Below are 14,439 nucleotides of genomic sequence, written 5' to 3' on the forward strand. Positions count from 1 at the left end.
GTGACCGCCGCCCGCGCAGGGCGCACTTCCCTAACCGGCAATCCCACACCGATGCGCCGTCTGCACCGCACACACAATCTCATAAGCGATCGTCCCCGCCAGCCGCGCATGATCGTCCGCCGTCACCCCGTCCCCCAGCACCACCACCTCATCCCCCACCGCAACATCTGCGATCCCGCTCACATCCACAACGGTAAGGTTCATCGACACCCGCCCCACAATCGCCGCCCTCTGCCCCCGCACCATCGCCCACCCCCCCAGCCGCGCGTTTGACGCCGAAAGCTCCCGTCGCAGTCCATCCGCATATCCAACCGGCAGCAGCGCCAGCCGCATCGCTCGCTCCGCCACAAAGATCCCGTTATACCCAACCGTCTCTCCCGCCTCCACCTCGCGCACCCCAATCACTCGCGTCTTCCACGTCATCACCGGCTGCAGCTCCCGCCGCACAGTGTTCAAACCCCCACCCTCAATCGGCAGACAGTACCCATAAAGCGCAATCCCGGTCCGCACCATAGACTTTGCCCCAACCCCAGCCGCCAGTCCCCGCAGCCACGGAACATTCCCCTCAGCCCCCTGGTTATCCAGCGTCGAAGAGTTCCCCGCATGCACCCAAGCCGGTCGCACTCCCGCCGCCGCGACCGCATCCATCGCCTCATCAAATCTCTTCCTCTGCGCCAACGTCTGCGCCGACCCCGCCACCTCCGACGACGCAAAGTGCGTCATCACCCCATCCACCCGTAACGCAGTCTGCCCCTTCACCCATCCCAGCAGCGCCTCCAGCTCCTCCCCCGGCGCCACCCCCTGCCGAGCCATCCCCGTATCGATCTCCACATGAACCGGCATCACCACTCCGCCACTCTGCCCGGCAGCCTCCACCAGCCACTCCATCTGCTCCCTTAGCCAAACCACCGGCGTCAGCCCATGCCGAATCACATCCCCCGCATCCTCGCGCAGCAACCCCGACATCACCAGAACCTCCGGCTGCTCTTCCCGCGCAATCCCGGCCCCAGCCAGCGCCTCCCGCACCGCCGCACCCTCCACAACATCTGTCACCCCCAGCCACTCCGCGCCCGCCCGAGCCAGCACCGGCGCACACACCGCCGCTCCATGCCCATACGCATTGGCCTTCACCACCGCCAGCACCGCTGTCTCCGCACCCGCCGCCTCTTGCAGCAGCTTGTAGTTTCCCGCCAGCCGCTGCTCCGAAACCTCCACCCAGTTCTTCACATCCCTATCCTACCGTCGCCGCCCGCTCCAGCAGATACCTCCCAAATACCTCTTGTTCCCCATCGCACCCCGAGTGTGATACAAAGCCACGTCTGCAGAAAGCACACCCGCCGCGCCTCCACCCGGGGTCCGCGACGTCTCCAAGGGGTTCGTCCGTCGCCATGAAAATGAATAGCCGTTCAGTCCTGTTGCACTCCAGCCTAGCCGCTGCCCTCACCCTTTCTTTCGCCGGTTGCAACAATAACGGCAGCAGCACCTCCAAAGAACTCGCCGACCTCCAGGCCCAGCAGGTCAAGAACATCGGCAACTTCTCCAACACCGTCTTCCTCGGCGACTCCCTCACCGCCGGCTTCCAGAGCGGCTCCCTCCTCGACACCACTCAGGTCCATGGCTGGGCCCCCGTCCTCGCCGCCCAGGCCGGCTTCAACATCATCCAACCGCTCATCGCCTATCCCGGCGCCCCTAACGTCCTGCAGCTCGAATCGCTCGGCCCACCGCCCGTCATTACGCAAGTCGAGCCCACAGTCACCACCAAAGGCCGCGACAACTTCGCCACCCAGGTCACCGACCTCGCGGTCCCCGGAGCCCTGCTCAACGACGTCATGAACACCCTCCCGCTGGTCAATCCGAGCACCCCCCAGCAGCAGATCACCCAACTTGTCCTCGGCTTCCCCGGTCTCGGCTACGGACAGGCCAACAGCCAGGCCACCTTCGCCATCAAGGCCCAACCCACCACCATCTTCCTCTGGATCGGCAACAACGACGCCCTCGTCGCCGACGAGACCGGCATGCCCTCCAGCATGACCTCCGTCGCCAACTTCACCAGCCAGTATCAGGCCCTCATCACCGAGCTCACCACGATGACCCCCGCTCACCTCGTCATCGCCAACATCCCCGACGTCACCAAAGTCCCCTACCTCACCCCCGCCGCTCTGGTCCTCGGCGAAGTCTCCGCCGAAACCGGCCTTCCCACCGCCGTTCTCAGCCAGATCCTCGGCATCGTCCCCGGCGACCTCGTCAATCCCACCGGTACCGCCGAGATCCCGCTCATCCTCACAGGCCAACAGAAAGGCCCCATCGACGACGCCGGCTTCCTCTCGGCCGCCGAGGTCGTGACTGTCCAGGCTCAGGTCACAGCCTTCAACCAAGTCATCGCCTCTCAGGCAAAGGCCGCCAACGCAACCCTTGTCGACATCAACGCCCTCTTCAACCAGGCCTTCGCCAATGGCGTCACCATCAACGGTTACACCGGCACCTCCAGCTTTCTCGGCGGCATCTTCGCCCTCGACGGCATCCACCCCACCAACGTCGGATACGCCGTAGTCGCCAACACCTTCATCGACACCATGAACACAGCGATCAGCACCAAGATCCCCGACGTCCCGCTAGGCCCCGTCGCCGCCTCCGACCCCTACTGGCCGCCCAACCTCGCCGCCGGGGTCGCACCCTCCGCTCGCCCCAGAATTATGCCCGCCAACGCCGGCAAGGCCATCGCTCCTATCCTCGGAAAGAAGCAGTAGATATCTAAAAAGGCCAGCCTCAAAACTCTGCAAATCGTCATTTCGACCGCAACCGCGCAGTCTCATCGCACAGCGGAGTGCAGAGGAGATTGTTTGCGAAACTCTATCCTCAGACACCAGCCCATCGCTGCCCATTTCCAAATTGCGGACAATCCAGTAGAAGACAATCCAGTAGAAAATGACGAGATCCTTGTTTCCCGGTGCCGATCCCACAACGAGGTGATACCCTCCGGATTGCCTATACTCCGACCGGAGTTCGGCGGCCAACTTCCACACCAGATTCACGCTTCCCGGTAACCGCATCTGCCCGCAACAGCGTTCACCAGACCCCAAGGTGTTGATGCGAGCTCACTGAGCCGCGCCTGGAGGAGATAACGAATGACGCCTCAAATTGATACGAGTGATCAGCAGGAATTGAAAAGCCTGGTTCGGGGCACAGTTCATCTTCCCGGCGGCGACGGCTACGATGAGGCGCGCCAGGTTTGGAACGGAATGATCGACCGCCGGCCGGCAGCGGTCGTCTGCGCCGCCGGAGTCGCAGACGTGATCGCGACCGTGCAGTTCGCGAGTGAACGCGGTCTCCCGGTTGCCATCCGCGGCGGCGGCCACAACGTGGCGGGAACCGCGGTAGGCAATGGCAGCATCGTCATCGACCTTGCAAGGTTGAAGTCGGTTCAGGTCGATTCAGCCGAGCGCAGAGCGCGCGCAGGCGGCGGTGTCTTGTGGTGCGAATACGATCACGAGACGCAAGCCTTTGGCCTCGCTTCACCGGGAGGCGCGATCTCGACTACCGGCATCGCCGGCCTGACCCTTGGTGGAGGCTACGGCTATCTATCGCGACGTTACGGAATGGCTTGCGACAACCTCGTTTCCGCCGACGTCGTCACAGCCTCCGGGGAACTGGTGACCGCGAGTGCCGACTCCAACCCCGATCTCTTCTGGGCGCTGCGCGGCGGTGGAGGCAACTTCGGGGTCGTCACGGCGTTCGAATTTCAACTTCATCCCGTCCGGGAACCGCTCGGCGGAATGATCGTGTTTCCGTTCGAGTTGTCGAAGACCGTATTGCAGCGATTTCGCGACCTGTCTCTCGAAGCGAGCGACAACCTTACGCTATTGTCCGCAGTCCTGCCGGCTCTGGACGGCGGGAAGGCCGTCGCCGTAGTGTTGAGCGATATCGGGACCGAAGGGGAGGGCGAACGCGCCCTTCAGTCTTTCCGCGAACTGGGATCGGTTCTGGTCGACACGGTCGCGCGCATGCCATACTGCGCGATGCAGCAACAAGTCGATGTGTCCTACCCCAAGGGCCAGCGTCACTTCTGGAAATCCGCGTTTCTCAAAACTCTCACCGACGACATCTTCGACCTGATGATCGAAACCCTCAGCACGTCCCCTTCGCCACGGAACCTCATCATGATCGAGGTCTACGGAGGCGCGGTTGCACGGGTACCCACAGACGCCACGGCCTTCGGACACCGCGACGCAATGTTCAACCTGAGTCTTCTGGCCATCTCGGACGATCCCGCAATCGACACCGAACAAACGGCGTGGGCGCGGGATGGATGGCAGAAGATTCTCCCCTACTCAACCGGCGGCGCCTACGTAAACTATCTCTCGGAGGGAGAGGACGTGCACTCCGCCTACAGCGACGCCCGCTTCCAGCGCCTCGCGGCGATCAAAGCGCAGTACGATCCCGCGAATCTATTCCGCTTCAATCAAAACATTCCGCCTGCCAAGAGTTAGCCGCCCGACCACTCTCCGTCCGCAGGTCCGGAAACCGAAAGTAATCCAGAGGCCATTCGCTGCCTGGTTGGATAGATACAGCGCGCCCCTATTTTCGCCGCCTGCCGGGCGGAGTGGAGGGCTGCCTCGGCGTTGAGCGCGAACCTGCGATGAGGATGTCAACAAGACGGCGGGCGCTGGGCTCCCAGCCGGGCTGAGCAGCGGTGTGGAAGACGCCAACGAGGGCACGAACGAAGTCATTCGCGTCAGTGTCGGAGCGAAGATCGCCGCTCAAGACGGCCCGCTTGACGGAGGTTACGAAGGCGGTGTTGATCAGCGACCGGGAGCCTTCCATGAGCCGCAAGGAGCCTCCAGCGATCGTATTCATGGCGGGGATGATGAGCATCTTTCCGGCGACATGGTCGATGAAGAGAAGCATCCACGCACGCAGCGCTTCAAGCGGTGGCATGGTGGCAGCGAAGCGCTGTTCGGCTGCAGCAAGCTTTTCGACTTCGCTGCGATAAACGGCTTCGATGAGGTCGTCGCGAGTTGGAAAGTGGCGATAGAGGGTAGCGTTGCCGATACCGGATCGGCGTGCGATGTCGTCGAGGCTCGCATCTGCTCCATCGCGTGTGAAAACATCCTTGGCCACCTCAAGGATGCGCTCGCGGTTGCGCTCCGCGTCGGCACGGGGTTTGCGAGGAGGCGAGAGGCGCGACAACTTCTTTTTGGCCATAGAAACGGGAGACGAAAATTTTATGCAACCGGGGACTATCCCCGTTTATCTTATTATGCGGGGACAGTCCCCGTTTTATAAGGCACCAGCCTGAATGTCAACTTGACGCGGGCTTGGTAGACTGCGCCACCAACAACAGGAGGAGTGACCATGCGTCTATTCGTAACGGGTTCGACGGGATTCATTGGGACGGAGCTGGTGAAAGAGTTGATTGAGGTAGGGCACCAGGTGCGTGGACTTACCCGCAGCGATGCCGGCGTGGAGCAGTTGAAGGCTGTCGGTGCCGAGGTCCATCGCGGCGACTTCCAGGACCTCGACTGCCTGCGCCGCGGAGCCGAGGGGATGGATGCTGTGGTAAACCTGGCCTTCAACCACGACGACTTTTCGAAGTTTGCGCAGAATGCGAAGGACGAGATCCAGGCGATTGAGGCCATGGGATCGGTCCTCGAACCAGGCAAGTTGCTGGTGATCACCTCCGGGGTCGGGCCCAGTGCACCGGGTCAGCTGCGCAAAGAGACTGATCCCCCGGCAGACTCGCCCGCGATGCCGCGCAGGCCGGAACAGGCGGCGCAGGCTGTGGCGGCAAAAGGTGTTCATGCGGCGATTGTGCGGCTACCGCAGGTGCATGACACGCGCAAGCAGGGGCTGGTGACGAGGTTGATTCAGATCTCTCGCGAGAAGGGTGTTTCGGCTTATGTGGGCGACGGCGCGAACCGCTGGGCCGCAGCTCCGCTAAAAGATGTTGCTCACCTGTATCGTCTGGCGGTCGAGAAGACGGGACCAGGCACGACGACGTATCACGCTTTGCAGGAAGAGGGCGTGTCGCTGCGGGATATCGCGGAGACGATCGGTAAGGGGCTGCAGGTGCCGGTGGTTTCGATCCCCGCTGAAAAGGCCGTCGAGCACTTCGGGATCTTCTTCGGGCACGCTGCAGCACAGAATATGCCGGGTTCAAGCGAGTGGACGCGCAAGACACTTGGCTGGGAGCCAACAGGGCCGGGGCTGATCGAGGATTTGACGAATAGGAAGTACTGACGATTCCGTTGGACGACTAAGACCGCCCAACGCCGAGGCCCCTGGGTCGTTCCGGGGCTTCGTTCTGTTTGCGAATCGTGCCGATCGATGTGTGTTGCTCACGCGTTGGTCCTTGAAAGTCGGCTTCCAGGAAGTTACGGACTCGAAATCAGGAAGATGGCCCGAACTCCGAAAGGGCCGACTCTCCAACCTCCCGTTTTCACAGTCAAAATCTTCTGTCAAGCCCTCATCACATCTATCTCATTTATCGTCAATGAGATCCACCTTGCGCATGAGTTATGGCAAATCCGCTATCATTGAAAGACAGAGCAAAAAAGAAGGCCCCCGCGATCATCATCCCCGGGGGCTTTTTCTATTTCTGCTCGAATTATCGACGCTAACCCTTTTCGAAAGACGAATTTACCCGTAACCCCTTTGCATGGACGATTTTACGAAACGTCAAAAATGTTATGTCACTCATTCCAAAGATTTTATTACGAAATACCCCCGGAGGGGGGTACCCCCAGGCACGGCATACTCAGACGCGTATCGGTATCCATGATGCAATCCGGACACATCGACGTCGCCCACCGTTCAGAGGCTCACAGGAGGTACAGGCGTGATCCGTCCATCCCGCAGCGCGAACAACTCCCCGCGCCACACCACAGTATCTCCGGCAAAGCTCCAGGCCCAGAAGCCCAGCCCAAAGAAATCCCGCAGCGGCAGCAACCACAGGTCGCGCAACACCTGCTCATCGCCCAGCACGCCCACTCCGACCGAAAGCGCCACCGCAACCCGCGCCAGCAGCACCACACTCAGCAGAGAAAAGCTCCAAAGTGCAAGCCCACTCGCAACGCAGGTCATCACCGCCCATGGCACCGCATACGTAATCCCCAGTCCGAGGTATCCCAACTTGCGCGAATCCCGCGTCGATCTCGCCCAGCGCAGTTGATGGTCCTTGAACCCGCGGTAGTGATACTCCGGTACGGTAGTCTCCACCACCTCATTCGCAAGCTCCACGCGATACCCTGCCCCCGCAATGCGCGCGCCCATCTCGTAGTCGTCAGCCAGATACTCCGTCAGCGGCTCAAGACCCCCAGCCTTCGCCAGCACGCTCTTGCTGGTAGCAAGCGTCGATCCCAGCCCAAATCGAATCCCGCCCTCCAGCTTGCGCGCCGTCAGCACACCCGGCAGAAAGTCCGTCGAAATACCCAACGCCTCCAGCCGCGACCACACCGTCAGGCCCCCGCCGCCCTCCGCAGTGCGGCCGATATAAGGAGCCGTCACCATGCCCACCTTCGCGTCGGAAAAACACTGCATCACCCGCGTCAGATACTGCGGAGAGACACGAATGTCGCTGTCGTTGATCAGCACATGCTCATACCGGGCCTCGCGCAGCATCTGCACCAGATTGCTCACCTTACCCGACGTACCCAGCCGCTCCCGGCACTCCACCAGGCGGATCGCACACGCAGGAAACTCAGCCTGCAGCCGCTCGATCTCACCAACGGCCGGATCGTTCAGGCTGCTTACGCCGAAGACAATCTCGAAGTTGCCCGCGTACTGCTGCCGGCAGTGACTCACCAGCCCCGCATACATCCGCTGGTCCACGCCCTTCACCGGCTTCAAGATCGTAACGTCGGGGGCGAAGCCAACATCGACCGCCTTTCGCCGCCAATAGTGTGCGAAGTCACGGGTACCCCACAGCGCCAGCAGCAGATAGGCGAGCCCGGCAAGTGTCAACAGCGTCGTGATCGCCTCAATTGTGATGGCCATCTCAGTAGTCTACCGAACCTACTCACACCGAATCACCACCCGCTATTCCGAGATCGGTCACCTACACTACTCATAACGCAAAGCCTCGATCGGATTCAGATTCGCCGCCTTCCACGCCGGATAAATGCCGAAGAGAAGTCCGATTCCGCACGAGCAGCCGAAGGCCAGGGCAACCCACAGCGCCGACAGCATCGACGGAAAGAAGAGGTGTAGCACCAGGGCGATCGCACTGCCGATGAGCACGCCAATGACGCCGCCGACAGCGCAGAGCGTAATGGCCTCCAGGGTGAACTGCGCGAGGATGGTTTGCTTGCTCGCACCGATCGCCTTGCGCACCCCGATCTCCCGCGTTCGCTCCGTCACGCTGACCAGCATAATATTCATCACGCCGACGCCTCCCACCAGCAACGCCACGCTGGAGAGCGCAAACAGCAGTAAAAACAGGCCACCTGTGATCGTGGTCCAGAGACGAGTCAGCGAATCGGTTCCAAAGATCGCGAAGTTGTCCGGCGCCTCGTTCTTCACCTTCCGCCTGCGCCGTAACAGCTCTTCCAGCTCATCCTGCACCAGCGTCTTGTTCTTCTGGTCATCAAACTTCAGGCTGATCCAGTAATCCAGTATCTCCGGGTGGATCTTGTGGAACGTAGTCACGGGGAAGAACGCCTTGTTGTCTTCCGGGTTCTTGCCTCCGCCAAACGCCTGTTTCTGTTTGTCCATTACCCCCACAACGGTAAATGTCATGCCCGCGATGGTCACATCCTCGCCCACCGGATTCGTCGCGCCGAACAGCCCGTCCGCCGTATCGATCCCCAGCACGACAACGTTCGCTGCCCGCTCCACGTCGCTCTCGTTGAAGAAGCGGCCATCCTTCAAGTCGAGCTCATACACATCCTTCACGCTCGCCGTGTCACCCTCCAGGGTCGTCCCCTCCATGATCTTGGGACCATATTTCACCGCGACCGTGCCCTCCACACCGCTCTTGTCCCGATATTGCAATCCCGGCGTCACCGCCACCACATGCGGCAGCTCCTTCATCGCCATCGCGTCCTCGTAGGTCAACTGCTTCCGCGTCAGCATCTCTGTCGTTGGCCGCACCCCGATCACGGGAAACCGGAAGACCCAGATCACATTCGTCCCCAGCGACTCCACCAGGCCCGACACACTCGAGTTCAACCCGTTAATCACCGACGAGATGATAATCACCGTCATCACGCCAATCACAATCCCCAGAATCGTCAGTCCGCTGCGCAGCTTGTTCGCCCGCAGCGTATCCAGAGCCATCACTACCGTTTCTTTCGTATCGGCGATCCGCATCAACGACCTCCCTGCCCTCTGTCCCTGCCCAGCCCGTGCCTCACTCCGATCTCAGCGCCACGATCGGATCCAGTTGCGCGGCCTTTCGCGCCGGATAGACACCGAAGAAGATTCCCGTACCGGTAGCCATCACCAGCCCGGCAATGACGCTCCACAGCGCAATCGTCGAAGGAAATCCTGCCAGGATCGTAATCACCTGCGCCACCAGGATTCCCCCGATCACGCCGAAGACTCCGCCGACCAGCGCCATTGTCCCCGACTCGATCAAAAACTGCATCAGGATATCCTTTGGACGCGCGCCCAGAGCCTTGCGGATACCGATCTCGCGCGTCCGCTCAGTCACGCTCACCAGCATGATATTCATAATTACGATGCCGCCGACGACCAGCGAGATCAGCGCCACCGCCCCGGCCACCGCCCCAAACGACCGCGTCACGATGCTGAAGAATCCCACCAGCGTATTGTTCGTATCCAGCTCAAACGAATCCTCGGATCCCGGAGCGTCATGCCGGCTCGATCGCACCAGAACCCTTACCTCGTCCGCCGCCGTCTCCAGCACCGGTCCAGCCTCACCCGCCTTCACATAAATCGTCAGCGTCTTCGCCGTCCCATAGCTCTTCTGAAACGCCGTCAGCGGCACGGCGACCCAGTTGTCCTGGCTAGCACCAAACGTGCTCCCCTGTTTCTCGCTGATCCCAATCACCGTGTACGGAGTGCCGTCGACCCGCAACTCTTGTCCCAGCGGATCCACTCCCGCAAAAAGATGGTCCTCAATATCGGTCCCGATGATCGCCACATGCGAGGCATGCTCCTGGTCCGCCTCTGTGAACCCGCGCCCCTGCATGATGTTCAGGTTCTGCAGCGAAGGCATCTGCCACGTATATCCCCGGATGTTCGTATCAGTCGTGGACTCCGTACCCCGCACGATCTTCCCCGTCACGGCCTGCTGCGCGCCAATCCCGATGCAGTGCCTGCAGTTCGCCGCCACATACTGAAAGTCCGGGTAGAGGATGTTCTTGCGCTTCTGATACCGCTGATAGTCCTCAGGGCTGGTGATGATCTGGGGCATCTTCGAGACGGTGAAGACATCTGCGCCGTAGCTGGCGAACTTTGTGGTGACATAGGTGTTCGCGCCGTTGACCAGCGTCACCACCGCGATCACGCTCGCTACGCCGATAACAACGCCGAGCAGGGTCAGGACGGAGCGGAGCTTGTTCGCCCAGAGCGACTGCAGCGCGATCTTTACGGCCTCTTTGAATTCCATTGCCTTGTCTACCTTGGGTACGCTTGAGACTACCAGCCAGAGGCCTCCAAAGCGAGACTTGCCTTGCTCTCTAATACGCAGCTGGACGGGTTTTGTTCGCTGCGTGGGATACACTTATAGCTGCAGGCGGCTGGATGATCGCTGCCGCCTTCACCGCAAGGTGTTTGGCGGGGGAGGAAAGTCCGAACTCCGCAGGGCAGTGTGCCGGATAACGTCCGGGACGGAGGTTTCAAGACCTCTGGACGGCAAGTGCAACAGAGAATGAACCGCCTCAGGTTGGTGATTTGCCTCGGTAGATCCGCAAGCGGCTTGGGGTAAGGGTGAAAAGGTGCGGTAAGAGCGCACCGCGCGGCCAGTAATGGACGCGGCAGGGTAAACCCCACACGGAGCAAGACCAAATAGGCAGGGATCTTGCCGCTTCTCTTCAGGCGGCAGGAGCGTATCGGCCCGATGCGCCCAGGCGGAGAGACTCGAAATGGCGGTGACGCCGTCCAGAGAGCCGAAACTTGCGGGTAGGTTGCTAAAGCGCCGCAGTAATGCGTCGCGTAGAGGAATGATCGTCTAAAACAGAATTCGGCTTACGGGCCGTCTGCGAACTTATGGCCTCGAAATCGCTCAAACGGTTTCGAGGCCGTCTGATTTTCGGTGGGATTTTTTTTGCTTGTGGTGGGAGGGGATTTTTGCTGGGTTTCTACAAATTGTGGATGCAAAACGTGGTGTTTTGGATGGTGAAACGTGGTGTGTTTGTGGTGTTTTGTATGGCTGGGGATGCGCCTTTTTGAGCTGCGAAAAATGTGACAGGTTTTTGAGATTTATTTTTGAGGTCGTGGCGGACACGGGCGAAATGCAGGGGTCTCTCCACTACGCGACAGACGGTGAGACTGTCTGTCGCTTCGGTCGAGATGACGAGGTCTCGGGCAGTGGCAAGGTTCAGGGTGACGAGGTTCAGGGCAGCGCCGGTCCAGGGCAGCGACTGGGTCCAGGGCGGCGACGGGGTTCTCGGCGGTGACAAGGCTCAGGGTGAGGAGTTTCTGGCGACGAGGTTCAGGGCGGTGACGAGGTCAGGGCGACGAGGTTCAGGGCGGTGACGAGGTTCAGGGCGACGAGGTCAGGGCGACGGTGCGAGGCTAACGGATGGCGGCCATGGCGGCGCGGAAGAGGCTTTCGAAGTCGTGGGAGGCAGCGGGATCTTTGGCGACGGCGGTTTCGATGGCTTTCTGGGCGACGGGGCGGGGGTAGCCGAGGTTGACAAGGGCGGAGAGGGCATCGTCGCCGGCGGGGCCGTGATGAGGGCCTCCCGTGGTGGTGGGGATGGCGACGGCGAGGTCGTCGAGCTTGTCTTTGAGCTCGAGGACAACTCGCTCGGCGGTCTTTTTGCCGATGCCTGGGATGCGGGTGAGGGTGGCGTGGTCGCCGGAGCGGATGGCGGTGATCAGGCGGCTGCCGTCGATGCCGCTGAGGACGGTGATGGCCAGCTTTGGGCCGATGCCGGAGATGGTGAGGAGCTTTTCGAAGAGACGCTTCTCCTGAGTTTCGGAGAAGCCGAAGAGCGCGATCTGGTCTTCACGGACGTGGGTGTGGATGTGCAGAGTCGCTTCTGCGCCTTCGTTGGGAAGAGCGGAGAAGGTAGTGACGCTGATGGTGACGTCGTAGCCCACACCAGCACACTCGAGGATGGCCTGATTGGGAGTTTTTGCGAGGAGGCGTCCGCGGAGGTGAGCGATCATGCTTCTGGTGATTGTAGCGTGTTGGGCGCTCCGCTCTGGCAAGACGAGGGGTGCATTAAGATGTGCCCTATGAGGACTTCCTTTCTTGTGCGGCTTGCTGGGATTTGTCTGCCAATGATGAGTTGGCTGGCTGTTTGTTCGTCTGCGTGTGCGCAGGAGAGGAGTGAGCCGGGGAAGTTCGATTTTTATCTTATGAACCTTTCGTGGGGGCCTGAGTTCTGTTCGGTGCCCGGGGCAGGTCCGGAGTGTAAGGCGACTCGTGGATTTGTGTTGCACGGTTTGTGGCCACAGAACTACGACGGATCGTATCCGGTGAACTGCGCGGAGCGACCGGGACCTTTGCAGCCGGAACGGAATCTGGATATCACTCCTGACCTGCCGCTACTGGAGCATGAGTGGAGTAAGCACGGCACCTGCACCACAATGTCGCCGGAGGAGTTCTTCGGGCTGGAACGTCAGGCGTTTCATTCGGTGAGGATTCCAAAGAAGCTGCGGAAGCTGAAGCATGAGGAGCCGATGAGGCCGAAGGATATTGTCGATCTGTTTGCGAAGGCGAATCCCTCGTTCCCGCAAGCAAGCGTGGTGGTGAGTTGCGCAGATCATCGGTTGACCGCGGTTGAGGTTTGTCTGGCGAAGGATGGGTTGATGCCTATATCTTGTCAGGGCTTGCGGGAGTGCGATGCGGATGCATTCCGCGTCGTGGCTCCGCCACTGAAGTAAGCGCGTGTGCGGTACGAAGAAGGTAGGATTCTGGTTATGGGTACGGAGCGGCTAAAGGTTACGGTTGGGGTTTGCGGCGGGATTGCGGCTTATAAGTCGGTGGAGCTGGTGCGGCTGCTGCAGGATGCCGGGTACGACCCGCATGTGGTGATGACGGCGGCGGCGGAAGAGTTTGTGAGGCCGCTGACGTTTGCGGCGATCTCCGGACATAAGGTGATTACTTCGTTGTGGGGCGAGGAGGCGGGGACCGGGTCGAGCGAGGATGACTCGTCGGGCGAGAGTGGAGGCGGGGCGCCGAGCAGTATCGAACATATACAGGCGGCGCAGTCGACCAAGCTGCTGGTGGTGGCTCCCGCGACGGCGAATATGCTGGCGAAGTTTGCCCATGGGCTCGCGGATGATTTTCTTTCGACGATGTACCTGGCGACGACGGCTCCGGTGATTGTGGCTCCGGCGATGAATGTGAATATGTGGGAGCATCCGGCTGTGCAGGCGAACGTGGCGACGCTAAGGGCGCGGGGCGTGAAGGTGATTGAGCCTGGGAGTGGGTATCTGGCATGCGGGATGGTGGGGGGTGGAAGACTGGCGGAGCCGGCGGCGATTGTAGATGCGATTGTGGAGACATTGGCTGAGAGCACGAAGGGCGCGGGGAGTGGGGGTGGGGATTTCACTGGTGAGACGGTGCTGGTGACTGCGGGGGGGACGCGGGAGGCGATCGATCCGGTGCGGTTTATCGGGAACCGGTCGAGTGGGAGGATGGGGTACGCGGTGGCTGCGGCGGCGAGGAGGCGTGGAGCGAAGGTGGTGTTGATCAGTGCTCCGACTGGGCTGCCTTGCCCGGCGGGGGTTGAGGTGGAGCAGGTGGTGACGGTGGAGGATATGCGAGCGGCAGTGATGGCTCGGCTGAATGAGATGACCGTGGTGGTGATGGCTGCGGCAGTAAGTGACTACCGGGTGAAAGACGTCGCGGGGCAGAAGATGAAACGCGAGGGAGCGCAGGCGGTCTCGTTGGAACTGGCGGGGACTGTGGACATTTTGCGCGAGGTTGTTGGGCGGCGACGGGATGGCACTCTGGTGGTGGGTTTTGCGGCCGAGACCGAGAATGCTGTGGCGAATGGGCGCGCCAAACTGGAGCGCAAAGGCGTGGATGCGGTGGTAGTCAACGATGTTTCGAAGGATGGCGTTGGGTTCGATTCGGAGCAGAACGCGGGCAGCTTTCTGACGAAAGACGGCTCGGTTGAGTTTCCGGTGATGAGCAAGACGGAGATGGCGGAACGGATCCTGGACGAGGTGCTGAAGCTGCGAGAGGGGGCGGAGCACTGAGAAGCGGTCCTGCCGGACGGGCCTCCTGCGCGGAGGGCGGCCACTTCGTGACGGGTATACCTTTTTCGTGAAGCTACGATCTATCGTGGTCCTCCCGTT

11 protein-coding genes and 1 other RNA gene are annotated in these 14,439 nt (G+C 61.0%); 6 read left to right on the top strand and 6 right to left on the bottom strand.

From position 1 onward, the window contains the following. Positions 1-30 precede the first annotated feature (30 nt). Complete coding sequence (gene alr / locus RBB81_RS04585) at positions 31-1,227, bottom strand: alanine racemase (protein ID WP_353072869.1); 1,197 nt, start codon at positions 1,225-1,227, stop codon at positions 31-33. Between the two features lie 167 nt (positions 1,228-1,394). Here alr and RBB81_RS04590 point away from each other — a divergent pair, with 167 nt between their 5' ends. Then, entirely contained in the window at positions 1,395-2,747 is a 1,353-nt protein-coding gene (locus tag RBB81_RS04590; protein WP_353072870.1) for an SGNH/GDSL hydrolase family protein, read from the top strand. Positions 2,748-3,125: 378 nt separating this feature from the next. Then, complete coding sequence (locus tag RBB81_RS04595) at positions 3,126-4,487, top strand: FAD-binding oxidoreductase (RefSeq protein WP_183790795.1); 1,362 nt, start codon at positions 3,126-3,128, stop codon at positions 4,485-4,487. Between the two features lie 88 nt (positions 4,488-4,575). Here RBB81_RS04595 and RBB81_RS04600 read toward each other — a convergent pair whose 3' ends face one another. Beyond that, on the bottom strand, positions 4,576-5,187 hold the full coding sequence (locus tag RBB81_RS04600) for a TetR/AcrR family transcriptional regulator (RefSeq protein WP_353072872.1): 612 nt from the start codon (positions 5,185-5,187) through the stop codon (positions 4,576-4,578). Between the two features lie 165 nt (positions 5,188-5,352). On the opposite strand from RBB81_RS04600, the gene RBB81_RS04605 reads away from it, so the two are divergent. Continuing rightward, positions 5,353-6,237, top strand: coding sequence for an SDR family oxidoreductase (locus RBB81_RS04605; RefSeq protein ID WP_183790791.1), 885 nt, complete (start codon positions 5,353-5,355; stop codon positions 6,235-6,237). A 573-nt stretch (positions 6,238-6,810) separates the two neighbouring features. Here the strand turns inward: RBB81_RS04605 and hpnI are convergent. From hpnI to RBB81_RS04620, 3 genes are all read right to left on the bottom strand, one after another. After that, a complete protein-coding gene (hpnI, locus tag RBB81_RS04610; RefSeq protein WP_353072873.1) occupies positions 6,811-7,992 on the bottom strand; it encodes a bacteriohopanetetrol glucosamine biosynthesis glycosyltransferase HpnI in 1,182 nt (393 codons plus the stop codon). A 66-nt stretch (positions 7,993-8,058) separates the two neighbouring features. After that, complete coding sequence (locus RBB81_RS04615) at positions 8,059-9,306, bottom strand: ABC transporter permease (RefSeq protein ID WP_353072874.1); 1,248 nt, start codon at positions 9,304-9,306, stop codon at positions 8,059-8,061. Between the two features lie 40 nt (positions 9,307-9,346). Next, positions 9,347-10,570 (bottom strand): ABC transporter permease, encoded by a 1,224-nt coding sequence (locus tag RBB81_RS04620; RefSeq protein ID WP_353072875.1) that lies wholly within the window; start codon positions 10,568-10,570, stop codon positions 9,347-9,349. Positions 10,571-10,692: 122 nt separating this feature from the next. On the opposite strand from RBB81_RS04620, the gene rnpB reads away from it, so the two are divergent. Then, positions 10,693-11,167: RNase P RNA component class A (gene rnpB, locus RBB81_RS04625), an RNA gene on the top strand. A 530-nt stretch (positions 11,168-11,697) separates the two neighbouring features. On the opposite strand, the gene ruvA is transcribed toward rnpB, so the two are convergent. Then, positions 11,698-12,297, bottom strand: a complete 600-nt coding sequence (ruvA, locus tag RBB81_RS04630) for a Holliday junction branch migration protein RuvA (protein ID WP_179580623.1) — start codon at positions 12,295-12,297, stop codon at positions 11,698-11,700. A 69-nt stretch (positions 12,298-12,366) separates the two neighbouring features. Between ruvA and RBB81_RS04635 the strand changes: the two genes are divergently transcribed. Next, complete coding sequence (locus RBB81_RS04635) at positions 12,367-13,017, top strand: ribonuclease T2 family protein (RefSeq protein ID WP_353072876.1); 651 nt, start codon at positions 12,367-12,369, stop codon at positions 13,015-13,017. A gap of 36 nt (positions 13,018-13,053) precedes the next feature. Beyond that, positions 13,054-14,340, top strand: a complete 1,287-nt coding sequence (gene coaBC, locus RBB81_RS04640) for a bifunctional phosphopantothenoylcysteine decarboxylase/phosphopantothenate--cysteine ligase CoaBC (protein WP_353072877.1) — start codon at positions 13,054-13,056, stop codon at positions 14,338-14,340. Positions 14,341-14,439 lie beyond the last annotated feature (99 nt).

Source organism: Tunturibacter gelidoferens (genome assembly GCF_040358255.1).
Classification (GTDB): Bacteria; Acidobacteriota; Terriglobia; order Terriglobales; family Acidobacteriaceae; genus Edaphobacter; species Edaphobacter gelidiferens.